Annotated in this window: 20 protein-coding genes, 4 tRNA genes, 2 other RNA genes and 3 pseudogenes; 26 read left to right on the forward strand and 3 right to left on the reverse strand. The window is 43.4% G+C overall.

Annotated elements, in window-relative coordinates; translation table 11 throughout:
- The first annotated feature begins 141 nt into the window (after positions 1-141).
- From sucA to AACQ38_RS08270, 23 genes and pseudogenes are all read left to right on the forward strand, one after another.
- Positions 142-2,949 carry a 2-oxoglutarate dehydrogenase E1 component gene (gene sucA, locus AACQ38_RS08160; protein WP_165577870.1) on the forward strand — a complete coding sequence of 936 codons (2,808 nt, stop codon included), beginning with the start codon at positions 142-144 and terminating at the stop codon, positions 2,947-2,949.
- Between the two features lie 14 nt (positions 2,950-2,963).
- Entirely contained in the window at positions 2,964-4,184 is a 1,221-nt protein-coding gene (odhB, locus tag AACQ38_RS08165) for a 2-oxoglutarate dehydrogenase complex dihydrolipoyllysine-residue succinyltransferase (protein WP_165577871.1), read from the forward strand.
- Between the two features lie 167 nt (positions 4,185-4,351).
- A complete protein-coding gene (gene sucC, locus AACQ38_RS08170) occupies positions 4,352-5,518 on the forward strand; it encodes an ADP-forming succinate--CoA ligase subunit beta (protein WP_011145737.1) in 1,167 nt (388 codons plus the stop codon).
- A 2-nt stretch (positions 5,519-5,520) separates the two neighbouring features.
- Positions 5,521-6,396, forward strand: a complete 876-nt coding sequence (gene sucD / locus AACQ38_RS08175; protein ID WP_058589165.1) for a succinate--CoA ligase subunit alpha — start codon at positions 5,521-5,523, stop codon at positions 6,394-6,396.
- A 975-nt stretch (positions 6,397-7,371) separates the two neighbouring features.
- A complete protein-coding gene (gene cydA, locus AACQ38_RS08180) occupies positions 7,372-8,940 on the forward strand; it encodes a cytochrome ubiquinol oxidase subunit I (protein ID WP_165577872.1) in 1,569 nt (522 codons plus the stop codon).
- A gap of 14 nt (positions 8,941-8,954) precedes the next feature.
- Positions 8,955-10,094, forward strand: a complete 1,140-nt coding sequence (gene cydB, locus AACQ38_RS08185; RefSeq protein WP_011145753.1) for a cytochrome d ubiquinol oxidase subunit II — start codon at positions 8,955-8,957, stop codon at positions 10,092-10,094.
- Positions 10,095-10,106: 12 nt separating this feature from the next.
- On the forward strand, positions 10,107-10,229 hold the full coding sequence (gene cydX / locus AACQ38_RS08190) for a cytochrome bd-I oxidase subunit CydX (protein ID WP_058589160.1): 123 nt from the start codon (positions 10,107-10,109) through the stop codon (positions 10,227-10,229).
- A gap of 153 nt (positions 10,230-10,382) precedes the next feature.
- A pseudogene (gene ybgE / locus AACQ38_RS08195) lies at positions 10,383-10,644 on the forward strand (cyd operon protein YbgE).
- 113 nt (positions 10,645-10,757) lie between these two features.
- Complete coding sequence (gene ybgC, locus AACQ38_RS08200; protein ID WP_011145754.1) at positions 10,758-11,162, forward strand: tol-pal system-associated acyl-CoA thioesterase; 405 nt, start codon at positions 10,758-10,760, stop codon at positions 11,160-11,162.
- Positions 11,159-11,854, forward strand: coding sequence for a Tol-Pal system protein TolQ (tolQ, locus tag AACQ38_RS08205; protein WP_011145755.1), 696 nt, complete (start codon positions 11,159-11,161; stop codon positions 11,852-11,854). Before ybgC ends, tolQ begins: the two co-directional genes overlap by 4 nt.
- Positions 11,855-11,868: 14 nt before the next feature.
- Positions 11,869-12,294, forward strand: a complete 426-nt coding sequence (tolR, locus tag AACQ38_RS08210; protein WP_011145756.1) for a colicin uptake protein TolR — start codon at positions 11,869-11,871, stop codon at positions 12,292-12,294.
- A gap of 45 nt (positions 12,295-12,339) precedes the next feature.
- Entirely contained in the window at positions 12,340-13,410 is a 1,071-nt protein-coding gene (tolA, locus tag AACQ38_RS08215; protein ID WP_165577873.1) for a cell envelope integrity protein TolA, read from the forward strand.
- The gene (locus tag AACQ38_RS08220; RefSeq protein WP_158538132.1) at positions 13,367-13,516 is read left to right on the forward strand and encodes a hypothetical protein; all 150 of its coding nucleotides are present in this window, start codon (positions 13,367-13,369) and stop codon (positions 13,514-13,516) included. Before tolA ends, AACQ38_RS08220 begins: the two co-directional genes overlap by 44 nt.
- 107 nt (positions 13,517-13,623) lie before the next feature.
- Positions 13,624-14,916, forward strand: a complete 1,293-nt coding sequence (gene tolB / locus AACQ38_RS08225) for a Tol-Pal system beta propeller repeat protein TolB (RefSeq protein ID WP_011145758.1) — start codon at positions 13,624-13,626, stop codon at positions 14,914-14,916.
- A 42-nt stretch (positions 14,917-14,958) separates the two neighbouring features.
- Complete coding sequence (gene pal, locus AACQ38_RS08230; protein ID WP_011145759.1) at positions 14,959-15,459, forward strand: peptidoglycan-associated lipoprotein Pal; 501 nt, start codon at positions 14,959-14,961, stop codon at positions 15,457-15,459.
- A 9-nt stretch (positions 15,460-15,468) separates the two neighbouring features.
- The gene (gene cpoB / locus AACQ38_RS08235; RefSeq protein WP_165577874.1) at positions 15,469-16,245 is read left to right on the forward strand and encodes a cell division protein CpoB; all 777 of its coding nucleotides are present in this window, start codon (positions 15,469-15,471) and stop codon (positions 16,243-16,245) included.
- A 147-nt stretch (positions 16,246-16,392) separates the two neighbouring features.
- Positions 16,393-16,468: transfer RNA gene (locus AACQ38_RS08240), tRNA-Lys, on the forward strand.
- A gap of 34 nt (positions 16,469-16,502) precedes the next feature.
- Positions 16,503-16,578: transfer RNA gene (locus AACQ38_RS08245), tRNA-Lys, on the forward strand.
- Between the two features lie 34 nt (positions 16,579-16,612).
- A tRNA-Lys gene (locus AACQ38_RS08250) sits at positions 16,613-16,752 on the forward strand.
- Positions 16,753-16,793: 41 nt separating this feature from the next.
- A non-coding RNA gene (locus tag AACQ38_RS08255) (RtT sRNA) lies at positions 16,794-16,926 on the forward strand.
- Positions 16,927-16,967: 41 nt separating this feature from the next.
- Positions 16,968-17,100, forward strand: a non-coding RNA gene (locus AACQ38_RS08260) — RtT sRNA.
- Between the two features lie 34 nt (positions 17,101-17,134).
- Positions 17,135-17,274 (forward strand) — tRNA-Lys (locus AACQ38_RS08265).
- Positions 17,275-17,918: 644 nt separating this feature from the next.
- Positions 17,919-18,236 (forward strand): hypothetical protein, encoded by a 318-nt coding sequence (locus AACQ38_RS08270; RefSeq protein WP_165577875.1) that lies wholly within the window; start codon positions 17,919-17,921, stop codon positions 18,234-18,236.
- A 271-nt stretch (positions 18,237-18,507) separates the two neighbouring features.
- Here AACQ38_RS08270 and AACQ38_RS08275 read toward each other — a convergent pair.
- Positions 18,508-18,714: pseudogene (locus AACQ38_RS08275) on the reverse strand (helix-turn-helix domain-containing protein); the annotation flags it as partial.
- 456 nt (positions 18,715-19,170) lie between these two features.
- On the opposite strand from AACQ38_RS08275, the gene AACQ38_RS08280 reads away from it, so the two are divergent.
- On the forward strand, positions 19,171-20,127 hold the full coding sequence (locus AACQ38_RS08280) for a phage tail protein (protein WP_165577876.1): 957 nt from the start codon (positions 19,171-19,173) through the stop codon (positions 20,125-20,127).
- A gap of 387 nt (positions 20,128-20,514) precedes the next feature.
- Here AACQ38_RS08280 and AACQ38_RS08285 read toward each other — a convergent pair whose 3' ends face one another.
- Positions 20,515-20,922 (reverse strand): type II toxin-antitoxin system HicB family antitoxin, encoded by a 408-nt coding sequence (locus AACQ38_RS08285; protein WP_113043795.1) that lies wholly within the window; start codon positions 20,920-20,922, stop codon positions 20,515-20,517.
- Positions 20,923-20,985: 63 nt separating this feature from the next.
- A complete protein-coding gene (locus AACQ38_RS08290) occupies positions 20,986-21,174 on the reverse strand; it encodes a type II toxin-antitoxin system HicA family toxin (protein WP_046397782.1) in 189 nt (62 codons plus the stop codon).
- 744 nt (positions 21,175-21,918) lie between these two features.
- Here AACQ38_RS08290 and AACQ38_RS08295 point away from each other — a divergent pair.
- Positions 21,919-22,665: pseudogene (locus tag AACQ38_RS08295) on the forward strand (tail fiber protein); the annotation flags it as partial.
- Positions 22,654-23,541: a tail fiber assembly protein gene (locus tag AACQ38_RS24025; RefSeq protein WP_445260617.1), complete on the forward strand. Its 888-nt coding sequence runs from the start codon at positions 22,654-22,656 to the stop codon at positions 23,539-23,541. The pseudogene AACQ38_RS08295 and the gene AACQ38_RS24025, both read left to right, overlap by 12 nt.
- Positions 23,542-23,676: the final 135 nt, after the last annotated feature.

The following is a 23,676-nucleotide window of genomic DNA, read 5'->3' on the forward strand; positions in this document are numbered from 1 at the left end:
TAAAGGTTCCTTGAAGGGTTCCTAAACCCAAAAGAGAACATGCATAAAGCACGTCCAAATGAACCTTTTATCGATACCGTATTTAAGCGGTAATAGTTAACCACGGCGAAAACTAAAGCTTTTAAAGCTTAAGGGATCACAATGCAGAACGGCGCAATGAAGGACTGGCTGGATTCAAGCTTCCTGGCTGGTTCAAACCAGTCTTACGTAGAGCAGATCTATGAAGACTATATAACCGATCCAAACTCCGTTGATGCAAGTTGGAGAGAGATTTTCCAACAATTGCCGAATGCGGGACTCAGCGGTGAACAACTCCACTCGCAGACGCGTGATTACTTCCGCCGTCTTGCGAAAGATACTACGCGTTATCATTCCTCTGTCAGCGATCCAGCGATGGATGCAAAACAAGTTAAAGTTTTGCAGCTCATCAACGCATTTCGCTTCCGCGGTCATCAAAATGCGAACCTTGACCCGTTGGGATTATGGAAACAGGATAGTGTTCCTGATTTAGATCCGGCTTTCCATAATCTGACGGAAGCGGATTTTGCAGAAACATTTAACGTAGGTTCTTTTGCGATCGGCAAAGAGACGATGAAATTGGCTGATTTGTATGAAGCACTGAAACGCACTTATTGCGGTTCTATTGGTGCTGAATACATGCATATCACCAATACGGAAGAAAAACGTTGGATTCAGCAGCGTCTGGAGTCTGTCACTGTCAGCTCTCAGTTTAGCGTAGAAGAAAAGCGGCGTTTTCTGGCGGAACTGACGGCAGCCGAAGGTTTGGAGCGTTATCTGGGAGCGAAGTTTCCGGGAGCGAAACGTTTCTCTCTTGAAGGGGGTGATGCGCTGATCCCCATGTTGAAGGATCTTATCCGCCATGCAGGTAAACATGACACACGAGAAGTTGTGCTGGGAATGGCTCACCGTGGTCGCCTCAACGTCTTGGTTAATATCTTAGGTAAAAAACCGGCTGATTTGTTTGATGAGTTTTCGGGTAAGCATAAAGAGCATCTCGGTACCGGTGACGTGAAATATCATCAAGGTTTCTCGTCTGATTTTGCCACTGAGGGGGCTAAGGTTCATTTGGCATTAGCATTTAACCCATCTCACCTTGAGATTGTTAGCCCTGTCGTTATTGGTTCAGTACGTGCCCGCCGTGACCGTCTGGATGAAGGTCGCAGTAATATGGTATTGCCAATCACTATCCACGGTGATGCTGCTGTTACCGGCCAAGGCGTGGTGCAGGAAACTCTGAACATGTCTCAAGCTCGTGGTTATGAAGTGGGTGGTACAATTCGTATCATCATCAATAACCAGATCGGTTTCACAACGTCTAACCCAAAAGATGCCCGTTCAACACAATACTGTACCGATATTATCAAAATGGTACAGGCACCGATTTTCCACGTTAATGCAGACGATCCAGAAGCGGTGGCATTTGTTACCCGCCTAGCACTGGATTTCCGTAATACCTTCAAATGTGATGTGATGATCGATTTGGTTTGCTACCGCCGTCATGGTCACAACGAAGCTGATGAGCCAAGTGCAACTCAGCCAATGATGTATCAGAAAATTAAGAAACACCCAACGCCACGTAAAATCTATGGTGACAAGCTGGTGGCTGAGAACTTGATATCAGTCGATGATGTGACCGAGATAGTTAACCTGTATCGTGATGCCCTTGACCGTGGTGATTGTGTCGTTGATGAGTGGCGTTCAATGGGGCTGCACTCATTTACCTGGGAGCCTTATCTTAATCACGAATGGGATGAAGAATACCTACATAAAGTTGATGTTAAACGTTTGCAGGATCTCGGTAGACGCATCAGTTCTGTCCCGGAAGAAGTGACAATGCACTCGCGTGTAGCGAAAATTTATAACGACCGTGCAGAGATGGCAAACGGCGATAAATTGTTCGACTGGGGTGCCGCGGAAACATTGGCCTATGCAACTTTAGTGGATGAAGGGGTTCCGGTACGTTTGTCTGGTGAAGATGCCGGTCGTGGTACTTTCTTCCATCGTCATGCGGTTATCCATAATCAGGCTAACGGTTCTGTTTATGTTCCTCTGGCGAACGTTCATAACGGTCAGGGAGCATTCAATGTTTGGGATTCTGTTCTGTCGGAAGAGGCGGTACTGGCGTTTGAGTATGGCTATGCAACAACAGAACCTCGCGCTCTGACAATCTGGGAAGCACAGTTTGGTGATTTTGCCAACGGTGCACAGGTTGTTATTGACCAATTCATCAGCTCTGGTGAACAGAAATGGGGCCGTATGTGCGGTCTGGTAATGTTGCTACCGCATGGTTATGAAGGGCAGGGACCTGAACACTCTTCAGCCCGTTTGGAGCGTTATCTGCAACTGTGTGCAGAACAGAACATGCAGGTTTGTGTGCCGTCAACGCCGGCTCAGGTCTACCACATGCTTCGCCGTCAGGCTTTGCGCGGTATGCGCCGTCCGTTGATCGTTATGTCACCAAAATCACTGTTGCGTCATCCATTAGCCGTTTCTAGCCTGGATGAGTTGGCTAACGGTAAATTCCAGACGGTTATTGGTGAAACTGATGCTCTGGATCCGAAAGGTATTAAACGAGTGGTACTCTGCTCAGGTAAAGTCTATTACGACCTGTTGGAGCAACGCCGTAAAAATGAACAAACTGATGTCGCTATCGTGCGTATTGAACAACTATATCCATTCCCTCATCAAGATGTTCAGTCAACACTGGAACAGTATGCTCATGTACATGATTTTGTCTGGTGCCAGGAAGAGCCATTAAATCAGGGGGCCTGGTATTGCAGTCAGCACAACTTCCGTGAAGTGATCCCGTTCGGGGCTTCTTTACGTTATGCAGGTCGTCCTGCGTCTGCTTCCCCGGCAGTTGGATATATGTCAGTTCACCAGCAACAACAACAAGAGCTGGTTAATGACGCACTGAACGTTGAATAAATAAAGGATATAAAATGAGTAGCGTAGATATTCTGGTTCCGGATCTGCCTGAGTCTGTTGCTGATGCCACTGTGGCAGTCTGGCACAAAAAACAGGGTGACCGTGTTGAACGTGATGAAGTGCTGGTTGAAATCGAAACAGATAAAGTTGTGCTGGAAGTGCCGGCCAGTGAGGCGGGTGTTTTAGAAGCCATTTTAGAAGAGAAAGATGCCACCGTTCTGTCCCGTCAGCTTCTTGGTCGTATCCGCTTGGGCGATAGCACCGGCAAGCCGGCAGAAATAAAAGAAAAAACAGAAGCAACTTTGGCGAAACGCCAGACGGCGGGTTTAGACGAAGAGAGCAATGATGCACTCAGCCCGGCGGTCCGCCGTTTGATTGCAGAGCATGATCTTGATGCCAAAGCGATTAAAGGCAGTGGGGTTGGTGGACGCATCATCCGTGAAGACGTGGAAAAATACATGGCTGATAACGAAAAAGTGGCTAGCAAGCCAGCAGAAGCCTCTGCTGCTTCTGCCCAGGGTTCTCTGTTGCCACACCGCAGTGAAAAACGTGTGCCAATGACTCGCCTGCGTAAGCGTGTGGCTGAACGTCTGCTGGAAGCGAAAAACAACACCGCGATGTTGACAACATTTAATGAAGTTAACATGAAGCCAATCCAAGAAATGCGTAAGCAGTACGGCGAGGCGTTTGAAAAACGCCACGGTGTGCGTCTGGGCTTTATGTCTTTCTATGTGAAAGCCGTGGTTGAAGCACTGAAACGCTATCCAGAAGTGAATGCTTCTATTGATGGCACTGATGTGGTTTACCACAACTATTTCGATATCAGTATTGCGGTATCGACACCACGTGGTCTGGTAACGCCAGTACTGCGTGATGCGGATGCGTTGAGCATGGCTGATCTCGAAAAACGCATTAAAGAGCTGGCTATCAAAGGCCGCGACGGCAAATTGACCGTTGAAGAGCTAACGGGTGGTAACTTTACCATTACCAATGGCGGTGTATTCGGCTCCTTAATGTCTACACCAATCATTAACCCACCACAGAGTGCGATTCTTGGCATGCATGCTATAAAAGATCGGCCAATGGCGGTTAATGGTCAGGTGGAGATCCTTCCAATGATGTACCTGGCATTGTCTTATGACCACCGTCTGATTGACGGGCGTGAGTCTGTAGGCTTCTTGGTGACCATCAAAGAAATGCTGGAAGATCCTGCACGTTTGCTGCTGGACGTATAGCAACATAATCAGGGCAGATACGCGCTAATATCTGCCCAGTCTGAAGTAAACAAATGTATATGAACAGTCAATCTTTAGAGATTGGCTATATCCAGAGCAACAAAAAAAATCAGAGAGCAACTTACCCATTTTTTGCTCTTCTCAGACTTAATTATGGATAGAACATCATGAATTTACACGAGTATCAGGCAAAACAGCTTTTTGCACGGTATGGTTTACCCGCTCCGGCTGGTTATGCCTGCACGACACCGCGTGAAGCAGAAGAAGCTGCATCTAAAATCGGCTCTGGCCCTTGGGTGGTGAAGTGCCAGGTTCATGCTGGCGGTCGCGGTAAAGCGGGCGGCGTGAAAGTTGTTAACAGTAAAGAAGAAATTCGCGCTTTCGCAGAGCAGTGGCTAGGAAAACGTTTGGTCACTTACCAAACAGATGCGCAAGGGCAGCCTGTTCGTCAGATTTTAGTGGAAGCGGCAACTGATATTGCGAAGGAGCTGTATCTTGGTGCTGTGGTTGATCGTGGTACACGTCGTGTAGTGTTCATGGCCTCTACTGAAGGTGGTGTTGAAATTGAAAAAGTTGCGGAAGAGACCCCGGAACTGATTCATAAAGCGATTATCGACCCGCTGATTGGTCCTATGTCTTATCAGGGGCGTGAACTGGCATTTAAATTGGGTTTAACCGGTAAACAAGTTAGCCAGTTCACTAAAATTTTCTTAGGGTTGGCAAATCTATTCCTGGAGCGCGATCTGGCTCTGGTTGAAATTAACCCATTGGTTATTACGACTCAAGGTGATTTGATTTGTCTGGATGGCAAATTGGGCGCTGATGGTAATGCACTGTTCCGTCAGGCTGAATTGCGTGAAATGCATGACCCATCTCAGGAAGATCCTCGTGAAGCTCAGGCGGCACAGTGGGAGCTGAACTATGTTGCGCTGGATGGCAATATTGGTTGCATGGTAAACGGTGCGGGCTTGGCAATGGGGACGATGGATATCGTTAAATTGCATGGCGGGGCGCCAGCTAACTTCCTTGATGTCGGTGGTGGTGCAACCAAAGAGCGTGTTACAGAAGCGTTTAAGATCATTCTGTCAGATGAAAACGTGAAAGCGGTATTGGTTAATATCTTTGGTGGTATTGTTCGTTGTGACCTGATTGCTGACGGTATTATTGGTGCAGTGGAAGAAGTCGGGGTTCACGTACCGGTTGTTGTTCGTTTGGAAGGGAACAATGCTGAGCTGGGAGCGAAAAAACTGGCTGATAGTGGCTTGAATATCATTGCTGCAACCAGCCTGACGGACGCAGCTAAGCAAGCAGTAGCCGCAGTGGAGGCAAAATAATAATGTCTATTTTAATCGATAAAAACACCAAAGTTATCTGTCAGGGTTTCACTGGCAGCCAAGGTACTTTCCATTCAGAACAAGCGATTGCTTATGGTACCCAAATGGTTGGTGGGGTAACGCCGGGTAAAGGCGGTACTGAACATCTAGGGTTACCTGTTTTCAATACCGTTCGTGAAGCCGTAGAAGCAACCGGGGCAACGGCTTCTGTTATCTATGTTCCGGCTCCTTTCTGTAAAGATTCCATTCTGGAAGCGATCGACGCAGGTATCAAACTGATCATCACCATTACTGAAGGCATCCCAACGCTGGATATGCTGGCTGTTAAAGTGAAACTGGATGAAGCGGGTGTGCGTATGATCGGTCCTAACTGCCCGGGAGTCATTACGCCAGATGAATGTAAGATCGGTATTATGCCGGGACACATTCATCGAGCAGGTAAAGTTGGTATCGTTTCCCGCTCAGGAACATTGACTTATGAAGCGGTAAAGCAGACCACTGATGCCGGTTTAGGACAATCTACTTGTGTTGGTATCGGTGGTGACCCTATCCCCGGTTCTAACTTCATTGATATCCTGAAATTGTTCCAACAAGATCCGCAAACAGAAGCCATTGTAATGATTGGTGAAATTGGTGGTACTGCGGAAGAAGAAGCGGCAGCTTATATTAAACAGCACGTTACTAAGCCGGTTGTTGCCTACATCGCGGGTGTGACTGCACCAAAAGGTAAGCGTATGGGCCATGCTGGTGCCATTATTGCGGGTGGTAAAGGAACCGCAGATGAAAAATTTGCTGCTCTGGAAGCGGCTGGCGTGAAGACGGTTCGCAGTCTGGCAGACATCGGTGATGCGGTGAAAGAGTTACTTGCTGGCAAGTAAATTTAATAAACAAATCTTATCTATTAGGCCGCTGGAAAGTGGCCTTTTTATTTGTATGGGCAGTATTCACCGCGATTAAATTCATTAACTGCCATCCCAATAGGGCTATTTTATTTGCCCTTCTTGGCTATAAAGAGCGAACCTGGGCAGTGCTCAAAATCCTCACGTACTACGTGTACGCTCCGATTTTTCCGCGCTGTCCGTGTTCACTGTTCATTGATAAGAATGGTCTGCAACAATTACGCCTATTGAGATAGGCACTAAGTCTTTATTTTCACTTTGTTATTCTCCAATTAAATTAAACTGAATTTTATTAGTATTCTTTATTAAAATTAAATTTAATAAAGATGAGGTTAATAATATTTTCTTAAGGATCAAAATAAAAAGTTAATTTTAAAAGTCATTTCACAGCAATATAGAAATCAATATTTATCTAAATAAACAAATAATTAACAATATGTCAACCAAAATGAAATAATAGACAAGATAATTAACACTAACCAGAAAAAGATAAATAAAATCAAGTTATTACTATAGTATTATTGCTTTCATTTGCTTAAATTGACTCTAATCAAATTAGTTCTTATTAAACAGCGGTTGCAATTCTTGACCTATATTCAGAATTCTAATCTGAATCACGTAAAACCTATTTATTGTATGGGAATATAAGCGTACTATACTATTAGTCTAATTGGTTTTTAATTTACTTAGTAATGAGTTGTTATACCCAATAGATTTCAAGATGCATCGCGACGGCAAGGGAGCGAATCCCCGGGAGCATAGGTAACTATGTGACTGGGGTGAGTGAGTGCAGCCAACAAAGAGGCAACTTGAAAGATAACGGTATATTTTAAAGGCATTTATTGCTGGTAGTTACGAGGCTTCCGCATGAGTACTTTGAGATTTGAGAAAAGGGCTTATATGAAGTCAGGTTGCCGCAAGTCGGTGTCTTCCTGCTAGGAGCAAGGAGTCAAGATGTTTGATATTGTCGAACTGTCACGATTACAGTTTGCCTTAACTGCAATGTATCACTTTCTATTCGTTCCGCTAACGCTCGGTATGGCGTTTTTGCTGGCGATCATGGAAACGGTATATGTGCTCTCCGGTAAACAAATTTATAAAGATATGACAAAATTCTGGGGCAAGTTGTTTGGTATTAACTTTGCTCTGGGGGTTGCAACAGGGTTGACTATGGAGTTCCAGTTTGGGACTAACTGGTCATACTTTTCTCACTACGTCGGTGACATTTTTGGCGCACCTTTGGCGATTGAAGGGCTGATGGCGTTCTTCCTGGAGTCTACATTCGTAGGCTTGTTCTTCTTCGGTTGGGATCGCCTCAGTAAGACACAACATCTGGCGGTAACTTGGTTGGTTGCATTAGGATCTAACTTCTCCGCACTTTGGATTCTGGTTGCTAACGGTTGGATGCAAAACCCAATTGCTTCTGATTTCAACTTTGAAACCATGCGTATGGAGATGGTAAGTTTTGCTGAACTGGTACTGAACCCAGTTGCTCAGGTGAAATTTGTGCATACTGTTGCCGCGGGTTATGTGACAGGAGCGATCTTTGTTCTCGGTGTCAGCTCTTACTACCTGCTTAAAGGCCGTGATATTCCATTTGCTAAGCGTTCATTTGCGATTGCTTCAAGTTTTGGTATCGCGGCTGTGCTGTCTGTTATTGTGCTGGGTGATGAATCTGGTTACGAAATGGGCGACGTACAGAAAACTAAGCTGGCCGCCATCGAAGCTGAATGGGAAACCCAGCCACCACCGGCCGCTTTTACACTGATAGGTATCCCAGATCAGGATAAAATGGAAAACAAATATGCTATTCAGATCCCTTATCTTATGGGGCTGATTGCTACCCGTTCTGTTGATACTCCGGTCATTGGTCTGCGTGATTTGATGGACCAGCATGAGCAGCGGATTCGTAATGGTATAAAGGCTTATCACCTGTTGGAAGAATTGCGTGCAGGTAACACCGACCCAACGGTTCGTACAGCATTCAATGAAAATAAACAAGATCTAGGTTATGGCATGTTGCTGAAACGCTATACCAGCAAAGTGACTGATGCCAGTGAAGAACAGATCAAAGCAGCCGCAAAAGATTCTATTCCTCGGGTTGCACCGCTCTATTTTGCATTCCGTATCATGGTTGCAGCAGGTTTCCTGATGTTACTGTTGATCGGTCTGGCGTTTTGGAGCGTTATCCGTGGCCGCATTGGTAAACAAAAATGGTTGCTACGCGCAGCACTGTACAGTATTCCATTGCCGTGGATTGCCATCGAATCAGGCTGGTTTGTGGCGGAATATGGTCGTCAACCGTGGGCAATTGGTGAAGTTCTGCCAACTGCGGTGGCGAGTTCCAATTTAGCAGCCAGCGATATCTTGTTCTCTATGGCGCTGATTTGTGGCCTTTATACCTTATTCCTGATTGCGGAAATGTTTCTGATGTTCAAATTTGCTCGCCTTGGCCCAAGTAGCCTAAAAACGGGGCGTTACCATTTTGAACAGAAAACAACTTCAGCACCTGAAGCTCAGTAAACAGGAGTCCACTTATGTTTGATTATGAAGTACTACGATTTATATGGTGGCTACTGATTGGTGTATTGCTAATCGGTTTCGCGGTAACTGATGGTTTTGATATGGGAGTCGGTATCCTGTTACGTATCATCGGCAAAAATGATACTGAGCGTCGCATCATGATTAACTCAGTGGCACCGCATTGGGATGGTAATCAGGTTTGGCTGATTACCGCCGGTGGAGCGCTGTTCGCCGCATGGCCGATGGTCTATGCTGCGGCGTTCTCTGGCTTCTATGTTGCTATGATCTTGGTGTTATCTGCGTTGTTCTTCCGTCCGGTTGGTTTTGATTACCGCTCCAAATTGGAAAACCGCAAGTGGCGTAACATGTGGGATTGGGGAATATTTGTCGGTAGCTTTGTTCCACCATTAGTTATCGGTGTGGCATTCGGTAATCTATTACAGGGGGTGCCGTTTAACGTCGATTCCCAACTCCGTCTGTTCTATACCGGTTCCTTCTTCGGATTGCTCAATCCATATGGTTTGTTGGCGGGAATTATCAGTTTGATGATGATTGTGACTCAGGGGGCAACTTATTTGCAAATGCGTACTACGGGTGAGCTGCGCCTGCGTTCTCGTGCGGCAACTTATCTCTGTGCGCTGGTGACAATGGTGGCTTTCCTGTTGGCAGGTGTATGGCTGATTTATGGTATTGATGGTTATATTGTGACTGGCGGCTTGGATACGGTGGCTCAGTCTAATCCATTACATAAAGAAGTCGCTCATCAGGCGGGTGCTTGGTTGACCAACTTTAACAACTATCCGTGGTTGTGGGTACTACCGGCATTGGGTGTGGCTTCGCCTTTGCTGACGATGCTGATGACGCGTATGAATAAAGCTGGATGGGCATTCCTGTTCTCTTCACTGACAATTGCTGGCATCATTCTGGCCTGCGGTGTAACGATGTTCCCATTTGTGATGCCTTCAATCACTGATCCTAATGTCAGTTTGACGATGTGGGATGCGACTTCAAGCCTGATGACGCTGCGTGTTATGTTTGTAGTTGCATTGATTTTTGTCCCAATCATTCTGGGATATACCATTTGGTGTTACTACAAAATGTTCGGGCGTTTGGATAAAAGTTTTATCGAAGATAACAAACATTCACTGTACTAAGGAACATAAAGCATGTGGTATTTTGCTTGGATTCTCGGAACGCTCTTGGCTTGTAGTTTCGCTATCATCGCAGCCTTAGCTCTTGAACATAATGAAGAAGAAAAAGTCGCGAAAAATAGCGAGAAATCTTGTTGATATACCCAATGGATTTCAAGATGGATCGCGACGGCAAGGGAGCGAATCCCCGGGAGCATAGGTAACTATGTGACCGGGGTGAGTGAGTGCAGCCAACAAAGAGGCAACTTGAAAGATGACGGGTATGGATAAATACTATCGGCATGGATACTAATGGATAAAGCCCCTGTGCGGGCTTTATCCTTATTGTGGCATTAATATTCGTTGCTTATGTATTCTGGGACCCTGCTCGTTTTGCGGCTAACACCAGTTCATTACAGATATGGCAAAGTATTTTCTAATATGGTCTGTATGTACAGGTGTGACTTTCGGGATGGGTTTTCAGCCAAGAAATATCGTCTGGCGTATCTTTTTCTCTCCCTTGCCGGCATGCTTGATTTTGATTTGGGGGCTGTGTCATTTCTTTATAAGTTAATTCTGTATGTTATTGGGGCATCTAACCCATAAATTTTTTATTTGCACATTATTCCAAAGCCGCATTGTCTTGAGTATAGTGGCAACGTTAATTCGCCTTATGTAGGATTGAAAGTGAGTAATACGTTGTTCCGGTGGCCCATTCGTATTTATTATGAAGATACAGATGTAGGCGGGATAGTTTATAACGGCCGTTATGTCGTCTTTTATGAAAGAGCACGTACTGAGATGTTACGTCAGCATGGAATTCATCAACAGCGTTTACTTGATGAACAAATTGCATTTGTTGTACGGCGTATGGTGGTTGATTACCGAGCCCCGGCCCGGCTTGATGATATGTTGGAGGTGCAGAGTGAAATTACGGATATTCGTCGAGCATCTTTGACATTTATTCAACGCATTGTTGATGGTAATGGAGCAATGATTAACAGCGCAGAAGTTTTAGTCGCCTGCGTGAATACATCTCAAATGAAGCCGATTGCGCTTCCAAAGTCTATTGTCGCGGAGTTTAAGCAGTGACTGACATGAACATTCTAGATTTATTCCTGAAAGCGGGCCTTTTGGTGCAACTGATCATGCTTATTTTGATCTGCTTTTCCGTTGCTTCATGGGCGATCATTATTCAAAGGACCAAAATTCTCAATGCAGCAACCCGAGAATCGGAGGCGTTTGAAGATAAATTCTGGTCGGGTATTGAATTATCACGCTTATATAAGGAAAGTCAGTCGCGTCGAGATTCTTTAGGTGGAACAGAACAAATTTTTTATTCTGGGTTCAAAGAATTTGCCCGTCTGCATCATGCAAATAATCATGCGCCAGAAGCGGTAATAACAGGGGCTTCACGTGCAATGCGTATCTCAATGAATCGTGAATTGGAATCGCTGGAAAGCCATATTCCATTCTTGGGGACAGTTGGCTCAATTAGCCCGTATATCGGTCTATTTGGTACGGTTTGGGGGATCATGCATGCATTTATCGCGTTAGGTGCGGTAAAACAGGCCACGCTCCAAATGGTAGCGCCGGGTATTGCAGAAGCGTTGATTGCAACGGCGATTGGTCTGTTTGCGGCGATTCCAGCCGTTATGGCATACAACCGTCTGAATCAGCGTGTTAATAAGCTGGAGCAAAATTACGATAACTTTATGGAAGAGTTTTTGGCTATTTTGCATCGTCAAGCTTTCGCGGCTGAAAATAAAGCAGAGAACAAATAGTAAGGGGAGAGGCTATGGCACGCACTCGTAGTCGCAAGCGTGAGCTGAAATCCGAAATCAATATCGTTCCCTTACTGGACGTATTGCTGGTTCTGTTGCTGATTTTTATGGCAACAGCACCGATTATCACTCAAAGCGTAGAAGTTGATCTGCCGGATGCGGTAGATTCTAAAACGGTTTCCAACTCCGATAATCCACCGGTAATCGTGGAGGTTTCTGGTGTTGGTCAGTACACCATGATAGTTAACCATGAACGGTTGGAATTATTGCCTGAGCCGCAGATTATTGTTGAAGCGCGGGCACAAATAGAAAAGAATCCAAAAACCGTTTTCTTGATTGGTGGTTCGAAGGAAGTGCCTTACGATGAGATTATTAAGGCACTCAATATGCTGCATCAGGCAGGTGTGAAATCCGTTGGTTTAATGACTCAGCCTATCTGAGTTTGGCCGACAGTTGCTGTTATTTGAAGATCTTGGATATCGAGCGTGGGAAAGACAAACGGGCAAAACAATAAATTAAATCGCGCTGTTATCGTTTCGGTTGTGTTGCATATTATTTTGATCGGGTTACTTATTTGGGGTTCCCTGACACGAAAAACTGAAATGGGTGGCGGTGGTCAGGATGGTTCTGTTATTGATGCTGTTATGGTCGATCCGAATGCGGTAGTACAGCAGTACAATCAACAGCAACAACAGCAGGCTGATGCTAAGCGTGCAGAGCAGTTACGAAACAAGAAAGCCGAACAGCAGGCCGCTGAATTAAGGGAAAAACAGGCTGAAGAGCAGGAACGTTTAAAAGCGGTAGAAGAAGAACGAATTAAAGCGCAACAGGCTGCGGAAGAACAGAAAAAGCAAGCTGTAGAAGCGGCAAACAAAGCCCGTGAAGAGCAAAAACAGGCAGAAGAAGCGGCGGCAAAAGCTAAAGCTGAAAAAGAAAAACTGATTAGAGAGCAGTCTGAGGCACAGAAGAAAGCCGAAGCGGAAGCTAAGAAAGAAGCTGAAGCCGTGGCGGCTAAACAAAAAGCCGCGGAAGAAGCGAAAGCCAAAGCAGACGCTGAGGCTAAAGCAAAAGCCAAGGCTGAAGCGGATGCTAAAGCCAAAACTGAGGCAGATGCAAAGGCTAAAGCCAAGGCCGAAGCTGACGCTAAGAAAAAAGCTGCTGCGCAAGCCGCTAAACAGGAAAGTGAAGTTGATGACTTACTGGGTGGCTTAACTTCCAATGCACCGAAACAGCAAGGAGGAGCTTCTGCTGCCGGTAAAGGTGGCGGCAAGAAAAGTGGCGCTTCAAATGCCGACATTAATAACTATCTGGGGCAGATCCAGATAGCGATACAGAATAAGTTTTACGATCCAAGCATGTATCGTGGGCGTACCTGTACATTACGGATTAAACTTGCTCCTGATGGCTTATTAATTGATGTCAAGTCAGAGGGAGGAGACCAGGCGTTGTGCCAAGCGGCGGTAGCGGCGGCTAAACAAGCGAAAATTCCGAAACCACCAAGCAAGGAGGTTTATGAAGTGTTTAAAAACGCGCCGCTTGATTTCAACCCTCAATAAAGTGGTTATTTATACCCTATGGATTTCAAAATGCATCGCGACGGCAAGGGAGAGAATCCCTAGGAGAATAGCAAACTATGTGACCGGGGTGAGTGAGTGCAGCTAATAAAGGGGCAACTTGAAAGATAACGGGTATATCTGGTTTTGTTTGTTGACGTTTGTTAATATTCTGCGAATTATTGCGACCATTCCATCGTGATAAGGGAGAGATTAATGAGGCAGGCTTTTAAAGTAGTACTAAGCATTTTAATGTTGTGGGTCACGGTTGCTCACGCAGAAGTTCGAATTGAGATCACCCAAGGTGTTGATTCTGCACGTCCTATTGGCGTTGTGCCCTTTAAATGGACTGGTGCGGGTAATGCACCGGAAGAGATAGGGGCGATCGTTGGGGCCGATCTTCGCAACAGCGGTAAATTTAACCCTATTGATATCAGCCGCATGCCACAGCAACCAACGACGACATCTGAGGTGACACCTGCTGCATGGTCGGCGTTGGGGATTGACGCTGTTGTTGTTGGTCAGATCCAACCAAGTGCGGATGGTGGTTTTTTAATCTCTTATCAATTGGTTGATACTGCGAGTGCTCCGGGTACGGTGCTTGCTCAGGATCAATTTAAAGTGACCAAACAGTGGTTACGTTATGCTGCACATACAGCCAGTGATCAAGTATTTGAAAAACTGACGGGCATCAAAGGCGCATTCCGTACTCGTCTGGCTTACATTGTAAAGACTAATGGCGGTAAATATCCGTATGAACTGCGTGTATCTGATTACGATGGTTACAACCAGTTCACTGTTCACCGTTCGCCGGAACCGTTGATGTCACCGGCTTGGTCTCCTGATGGTGCCAAACTGGCTTATGTGACATTTGAAAGTGGTCGTTCTGCCTTGGTTATTCAAACCTTGGCGAGTGGTGAAGTACGCCAGGTTGCTTCCTTCCCACGTCATAACGGTGCACCTGCATTTTCCCCTGATGGCAGTAAATTGGCATTTGCGTTGTCTAAATCGGGTAGTTTGAATCTTTACGTGATGGATTTGGGTTCAGCTCAGATCCGTCAGATTACAGATGGCCGCAGTAACAATACTGAGCCGAGTTGGATGCCGGATAACCAGACTTTGGTTTATACCTCTGATCAGGGTGGTCGTCCACAGTTATACAAAACCGATATAAATGGCGGTGCTCCGCAACGCCTCACTTGGGAAGGCACACAAAACCAGGATGCTGATGTAAGTGCTGATGGTAATTTTGTGATGATGGTCAGCTCAGAGAGTGGTAAGCAGCACATAGCTAAACAAGATCTGGCAACGGGAGCCGTTCAAATTTTGACGGATACGTTCCTGGATGAAACGCCGAGTATCGCACCTAACGGCACTATGGTGATTTATAGCTCCACCCAAGGGTTGGGGACTGTATTGCAGCTAGTTTCGACTGACGGGCGTTTCAAAGCGCGTCTTCCGGCAACCGATGGACAGGTAAAATTTCCTGCCTGGTCGCCGTATCTGTGATGCATAATAATATGTATGGCAAATTTTAAAAGGATCAAAGAGATGCAACTGAACAAAGTGCTAAAAGGGCTGATGTTAGCTTTACCAGTTATGGCCGTAGCAGCGTGTAGTTCTAACAAGAATGCTGATAACGATCAGACTGGTGTGGGCACTGTTAATGAAACTAATGCGGGTCTGTCAGCAGAGGAATTAGCTCGTCAGCAAATGCAAGAGCTACAAAACAACAACATCGTATATTTCGGTTTTGACAAATACGACATCAACTCAGATTTTACTCAGCTGCTAGACGCTCACGCGGCATTCCTGCGCAGCAACCCATCTTATAAAGTTGTTGTAGAAGGTCATGCTGACGAACGTGGTACTCCTGAGTACAACATCGCATTAGGTGAACGCCGTGCTAATGCAGTGAAAATGTACCTGCAAGGCAAAGGTGTTTCCGGTGAGCAAATCTCTATCGTCTCTTACGGTAAAGAGAAACCCGCTGTACTGGGTCACGACGAAGCCGCCTATGCTAAAAACCGTCGCGCAGTACTGGCATACTAAGAGTAGTTCATGAACAGTAACTTCAGACATCATTTTTTGGGTCTGTCGTTATTGGTTGGCGTAGCGGTTCCTTGGGCCGCTATTGCCCAAGCGCCAATCAGTAATGTCGGCTCGGGTTCTACCGATGAACGCCTTACCCAATTAGAGCGTATTTCCAATGCTCACAGTCAGCTATTAACTCAGCTCCAGCAGCAACTTGCTGATTCTCAACGTGATATTGACATGCTTCGAGGGCAGATTCAGGAGAATCAGTATCAGCTCAATCAGATTATAGAGCGGCAGAAGGATATTTATCAGCAACTGGAAGGTGCTACTAGTTCTGAGGGGAGTAAACCTGCTGCAAATACAGCTTCTTCAACGGCAAGTAATACAAAAAACAGTGGCAATCAGGCATCATCATCTGTCAGTACAGGCAGCGAGAAGGGTGATTATGACGCTGCTGTTCATTTGGCAGTGAATACCAAAGAATATGATAAAGCGATTGTAGCCTTTCAGAGTTTTGTGAAGAGTTACCCAAAATCGAGTTACATGCCTAATGCTAATTATTGGTTAGGACAGCTTAATTACAACAAGGGTAAAAAAGACGAAGCTGCGTATTACTTTGCTACGGTAGTAAAAGAGTACCCTAAGTCGCAGAAGAGTGGTGAATCGCTTTATAAAGTTGGTTTAATCATGCAAGACAAGGGCCAGAAAGATAAAGCGAGATCGGTTTATCAACAGGTCATGAAACAATATCCTGGTTCGAACGCAGCTAAACTGGCAGAGAAAAAGCTTTCTACGCTGTAATTATTGGCCCCGGAAGGGTGTAATAATACATTTTCGGGGTTTGTTGAGTGCTTAGTAAGCATTTAAACGTAATTTGAAAAAATAATTATTGCGTAGTGCAGAAAAATCAGTAATATATGCCGCCGTTGCCGAGAGAAGTCACAAGATGGGTCGTTAGCTCAGTCGGTAGAGCAGTTGACTTTTAATCAATTGGTCGCAGGTTCGAATCCTGCACGACCCACCATCTTAAAGCTTCATTCAAAACCAATTTCCCAGATGGGTCGTTAGCTCAGTCGGTAGAGCAGTTGACTTTTAATCAATTGGTCGCAGGTTCGAATCCTGCACGACCCACCATCTTAGAGTTTCATTCAAAACCAATTTCCCAGATGGATCGTTAGCTCAGTCGGTAGAGCAGTTGACTTTTAATCAATTGGTCGCAGGTTCGAGCCGAGCGAAGCGAGACAACAGCGCGTAAGCGCTGGCCCGAAGGGCGAGGCCGTAGGCCGAGTCATCCTGCACGACCCACCATCTTAGAGCTTCATTCAAAACCAATTTCCCAGATAGGTCGTTAGCTCAGTCGGTAGAGTAGTTGACTTTTAATCAATGGGTCGCAGGTTCGAGCCGAGCGAAGCGAGACAACAGCGCGTAAGCGCTGGCCCGAAGGGCGAGGCCGTAGGCCGAGTCATCCTGCACGACCCACCATCTTAGAGCTTCATTCAAAACCAATTTCCCAGATAGGTCGTTAGCTCAGTCGGTAGAGTAGTTGACTTTTAATCAATGGGTCGCAGGTTCGAGCCGAGCGAAGCGAGACAACAGCGCGTAAGCGCTGGCCCGAAGGGCGAGGCCGTAGGCCGAGTCATCCTGCACGACCCACCATCTTAGAGCTTCATTCAAAACCAATTTCCCAGATGGATCGTTAGCTCAGTCGGTAGAGCAGTTGACTTTTAATCAATTTGTCGCAGGTTCGAGCCGAGCGAAGCGAGACAACAGCGCGTAAGCGCTGGCCCGAAGGGCGAGGCCGTAGGCCGAGTCATCCTGCACGACCCACCATCTTAAAGCTTCATTCAAAACCAATTTCCTTGGATAGATCGTTAGCGCAGTCGGTAGAGTAGTTGACTATTTAATCAATAGGTCGCAGGTTCGAGCCGAGCGAAGCGAGACAACAGCGCGTAAGCGCAAAGCTCCCAATAAATTATTTAAAGGAATACGAACTTATTTACTTGCAGAGTAAATGACTGTTAAAAACCTCCGGAAATTCATTTCAAATATAGTCTAATTTGAATGAATAACAATGAAACATTCTTGCATTTTAAATTATTAACCATTTTCATGTAATTAGCAGTAATAAACAACCCATTTTTTGAAATTAAAAAAATACCAAAATAAAATATATCTATTAATTTAAAATTGAATTTCTAGATGATATTCATCATTCTTTTATTTTCCAAAGTATACCAATGTATAGCTTATAATTAACCTAAATAATTTTAATGTTGAGATTTAATGTATTCCAGAAAACATTCTTCCTACTAATCATTTAATACTGATATGGCCATGAGATTATATTATTATTTTCACATCACTGATAAAATTCAATATTTAACTGCTTGTAGTAAATGTTAATTTAAATTTCATCGATAAGGTCACCTGCTATATAGGCAGTCAAATAACCGTAATAATAAGGAAACAATAAAATGGCACGAGTATATATAAACCCTAATCAGACTCTTGATATTTATAAGAATGGCAGTGTATTAGTTCCTACGCGTCAACCTTATATAACGATAAAAAACGTTAGCTTAGCGCTAGTTAAAGTGAGTGGCTACTGGTCATCCTTAGTTGGAGATTATACTTTGTATAATTCTATAGAGATCTATCCCGGTAGAAGTGAAATACTTGTACCGCCTCCTAATCTTATTTACTACTATAAAGTTACAGCCACCAATCTTGCTAGTTATTTAAACGCAGAAATTGAAGTGGGGGTTGGGTCGAATAAAAATCCTCTCTTTTAACCTGAGCTGGCCCTAGTAGAAAATATCCAAGGCGGGTCAACGTCAGTGATGCACCTCTGATCAGCACTATAGAAGCATTAGTCAGGGCATTCTATCGATATTTGTAAATGGTGCTAAGGCATACGGGAAAAAGATCTGACATACGTTACGAACAGGCATAGAGGTGATTTCACTGAATTGGCTGCGCAATCGGTGGAGCACAAACGCTCTATGTCTGTTTCATGTTTTGGGGACTTCTCGGTTGTTTTGTGAATTGCAGCCTCTAAATAGATTGTTCTATTCTGAATTTGATAGCTTCGATTGGATCTGGTGGATCGATAGGGTAGTGTTTTGCTTCATAGGCTTCAATCAGCAGAACCATAACTTCCATATAATCGAATTCAGGTGTGCCGATTTCAGGTTGATTATCAAACAGTGAGGCAACAGTTTTTAATGCTTCTTGATAGTCTTGTTCTGTTCTAATGGGTTTAATATTCATTGTTCACTCCAGCTCTACTTTGTCGATAACCGCGTCAACCCGGTATTCCATCATATTATTGAAACCTTCCATTGTCAGTATTCTCATTTACCAACACGTTTTCAGAACTGGCAACTTAAGTACATCGATGATAACAACAAGCGTGTCTTCTACAAGATGGGAAATCCTGTGATATTTCTGAACATTACCGCTTAGATATTTTTGTTCAAATGCTGGAATATTCAGTTTGGAATTTAAAATAGAAAAAGTTATAGGATGAAATAGAAAGAGTAAAATAAAAATAATTTCCAGATGTTAAATATAAATTTGGAAGGTATATTTTTGATTCAAAAATGTTGAACCACATTCTTTTTCTGGACTAGACTTTGATTAGTGTGAATTGCAAGGGAGACTATTTTTACAATAATTTAATATGTTGATTATAAAATAACATTGTTTAATTTAAGGAGAAAGTACATGAGTCACAAGAATGATTTTAAGGCTTTTTCTATTAGTAATAATGCGAATATAATTAGTCAAGAAATATATGAAGAAAGTAAGGATTTACTGACAGGGTTTCCACCAAATACTATTTCTATCGATTTATTAAATAAAGTTCTTCGCCAGTCATCAATTATATCATCTGTGGTAGCTGATTTTATCGCTACACAATCTAGCGATAATATTCTAGATGATGGTGATATAATTAAAATCACAGCCCAATTAAACAGAGCGTTAGAGCAAAAAATCACAGCAGAAGTGCCAAATGCCTCATTAACACAGAAAGGTGTTGTTCAGCTTACAGATGTAGTGGGCAATAGTGATACATTGGTTGTCACTCAAAAGCTAGCCCAGGAAATAATAGATTCATTGCGTGAAAATATTAATGACAGAGTGCCTAATAGCCGAAAGGTGAATGGGAAAACATTGTCTACTGACATTAGTCTAGAGGCTGGTGATATAGGTGCATATACCAAGGCAGAAGTTAATAATTTAATCGATGCAGTTAATAATATTCCTGTGGGTGTTCCTATTCCTTGGCCTACAGTTATACCACCAGCCGGGTGGCTACAATGTAACGGAGCAGAGTTCGATAAAACAACTTACCCACAATTAGCGGCAGTGTATCCAACCGGAAAATTACCTGACCTGCGTGGAGAATTTATTCGTGGTTGGGATGATAGTCGAGGTGTTGATAGTGGCCGTATTATTTTAAGCGCACAGACTGACAACACAAAAAGAATACAACTTTCTCAAGGGAATGAGAGAGGAAAATACCTTTCTAATTATCAAGGACCTCTGGATGGATACCAATACCCGCTCGGTAGGGATGTTACAGGCGACGCAACTGTTATATCAATTGCTAACAATACCGGCGGTTATGAAACTCGTCCCCGCAATATTGCATTTAATTACATAGTGAGAGCAGCATAATAGCTGAACGGAAATATTCTTTGAAAACCAGCAATATAAGAAGCCGCTTTATTTGAATGGAAAAAATATCGGGTATTATTGAGCAGAGTAAGATATTTTACAAGCTTCCGGTATTGAATGGCTGGATAAACTGAGGTAGTAACAAAGCCGGTTAGCCCGGCTTTATTTTTATCCTGAAAACTAAAAATGAAAAAAGGTAATGTATCCTATTTGTGCCATCATTGTGTGCCGTGAATGCGTCATAATTATGCCATTTGTCAGCTTTGTGAGTGATATTTTTTTCTTTTAAATCAAATGGCAATATATTGGGAGGTTGAATTTTAATCGATGAATCGCAAGTCCGATCCGGGTGAATTTTGCTTAGGGTAGTTTCCTACCCTAAATCTGTTAGTGGGGAGCTATTTCTTTTCTGGCTAACTCAGCTAGAAAAGCAGAGCGGTTTTTATAGTGTCCGTTTTTCTCAATGTAGCGATCTATAGCAGTTAATAGATTACCAGGCATAGTTAAATTGAACTTTATGGCCTTTGACTCATATTTCGCTGGATCTAACTCGATGAGGGCAATAACCCCTCCATCTTCAGACAAGCGAGGATCACCGATGTAATCAGATGAGTCTTTAGGGGTAGGGACATAGCCGCCGTGTTCGGTTAAAACTTCCATGTGCTGCGCGAATGCTTTTTTAGCATCCCGAATAGCATCTTCTAAGGTATTGCCAGCAAAGAAACAGCTTTCAACATCGGGGAAGTAACCGTCAAACCCATCTTCTGTTTTAAATATAAAGAGTGGATAAATCATAGTATTACCTCTTAATTTGATCATGAGCTTTGCAGAGAAAGGGCGGTATAACTGTGCCCGTTATCATAGTAATTTCAGCCCTGAAATATTTTGTGCCTGCCGGATAACACCTTTTGATGAGTCTTTTCTTGGGTGCGGTATTGTGATTATTTTTGCAACACCGGGTTTAGTTAGAGTGATGTGACTACCGTCTTGTCTGGCCTTAACCCATCCGTCAGCTATTAGGAGTTTTATTAGTTCTGCACTACCCATAAATCCTCCGTTTGGTTAATGTATGAGTATAATACCTATACATTAATTCCGTTATCAATATATTTGTAGGTGTTATGCCTACTTTTTATCGGTGTGAAACATGCTAACTGTAACAATTAGAGGCCGAAAAGGTGATAGCGGGCATCTACTTACACTAATTGAAGCTTCAAATATCATTCAGTCAATATCTAAATGAAGTGAACTAATGAAGAAAGTTTTATTTTTTATATAGATACATCAGCGGCACTATCAATGGTAATATTTATTGCATTGATAATTGGTTATCAGAAATATATAAAAGGAGGAAAGATGTGGCTAGTAAGTAACGTTGGTTAGTCCGGCTTTATCTCCTTAGATTTTGAGGTGTACCGGTTAGGATTACGATAGGTTAAGACCCACATATAAAGTCATTAGAGTAATTCATAAAAGAGGCACTCAGAATTAGATGCCTGTTGTCATTTCAAAAAGTTCAACCTTTCGGTTCAAGACCCCGTTCCTGTAGTTTTTTACGCATTTGTTCTTTTAATTGCTTGCGAAATTTTCTATCAGACGACAGGAATAATAGAAAAATAATTTCCCGATGTTAAATATAAATTTTTGTAGTATATTTTTGTGCCAAAATGTTGAACCAAATTCTTTTTCTGGACTAGACTTTTATTAGTGTGAATTGCAAGGGAGACTATTTTTACAATAATTTAATATGTTGATTATAAAATAATATTATTTAATTTAAGGAGAAAGTATATGAGTCATAAAAATGATTTTAAAGCTTTTTCTATTAGTGATAATGCAAATGTAGTTAGTCAAGAAAGATATGAAGAAAATAAGGATTTGCTGACGGGGTTTACACCATGTGATGTTCCCACTCACTTGTTAAATAAGGTATTACGTCAATCATCAACAATATCATCAGTCATTGCTGATTTTATCGCGACACAATCTGGTGATGATGTTCTGGATGATGGTGATATAGCCAAACTTACCGCTCAACTCAATAAAGCGTTAGAGCAAAAGCTTACAACAGAAATTCCTGGTGCTTCATTAATACAAAAAGGGGTTGTTCAACTGACTGATCAGGTCGGTAATAGTGATACATTGGCAGTGACGCAAAAATTGGTTCAGGAAATAGTAAACTCACTGTATGAAAATATTAATAGCAGAGTGCTTAATAGTCGAAAAGTGAATGGTAAAGTGTTAGCTGAGGATATTAATTTGAATGCGGCGGATGTGGGAACGTATTCGAGAGAAGAAATAGATAAGCAAAATAAAGCAGCTAATAATATTCCTGTTGGTGTTCCAATTCCCTGGCCGTTGCCTTATCCACCTGTCGGCTATCTCACTTGTAATGGTGCATTTTTCAATAAGTTACAGTACCCAAAGTTAGCAGAAGCTTATCCTGACGGTAGATTACCTGACTTAAGAGGTGAGTTTATTCGTGGTTGGGATGATAGTCGAGGTGTTGATAGTGGGCGTGGAATTGTGTCTTGGCAAAAGGGATCGCTGATTAACGGTGATATTTTGACTTCTGTAGCGACGCTTGCTAATACATCACGAGGAAGTGTGAAATATGGGTGGGATGATCCTATAAATATAGCAAAATTATATACAGATGCGACAGTAGTGGGTGGAGGGATATCGTGGAAGAAGCTTGATGCGGATGTAGTCATGAATTATGTTGGTGTCACCCGTCCCCGTAACATAGCATTTAATTACGTAGTGAGAGCAGCATGCGGCATAATGGCTGAACAAAAAAATTCTTTAGAACCTGAAGTGGCAGTATTAGGTAAAGATGGATTAGCAGAAAAACCCGGCTGGTTGACAATTTATCATGTAGCACCATATTCCCGCGAGTTTATTTTCGCTCGCCCGGAATATCTAATGGAAGGCATAGGGCTACCAGCTAGTTCCTATATTGATGCGCCAGAACTTCCAGATTCTGATGACAAAGTGGTTTGTCGTAGTGAAGATGGTAATTATTGGGAAATTGTACCCGATTACCGGGGGAAAACAGCTTACAACATGCAAACTTGTTTGCCGATTGAGATAACAGAAATCGGTGAGTTATCAGATACGCTAACATTCAAGAAACCTGCTACTCATTTTGATAAGTGGACCGGAAAAGAGTGGATCGTTGATGAAGTTGCAGTAAAAGCTAATCAGATTGAACGGGCAGAACAACAGCGAGATACATTGCGTCAACATGCAAATGAAGTAGTTACATTACTGCAACATACCGTTGATGTTGAAATGGCGACGGAAGCAGAGAAAATAGCATTGATGGCTTGGAAAAAGTATTTTGTATTATTGAGCCGTGTTGATGTTCTGCAAGCTCCTAATATTGAGTGGCCGGAGCAGCCAAGTAATTGAAGCCGGGTAACCGGCTTTATTTTTTTATTCTGAAAACAGAAAAAGGGTAATGTGCCATATTTTTGCGGTAAAATTTCATAATAGCATCGATGGGGTTTCAATATGTACTCGCAACAAATGTACATATCTACACAC

Origin of the sequence: Photorhabdus sp. RW14-46, from assembly GCF_963887965.1 — a bacterium.
In the GTDB taxonomy this organism is placed as follows: Bacteria; Pseudomonadota; Gammaproteobacteria; order Enterobacterales; family Enterobacteriaceae; genus Photorhabdus; species Photorhabdus laumondii.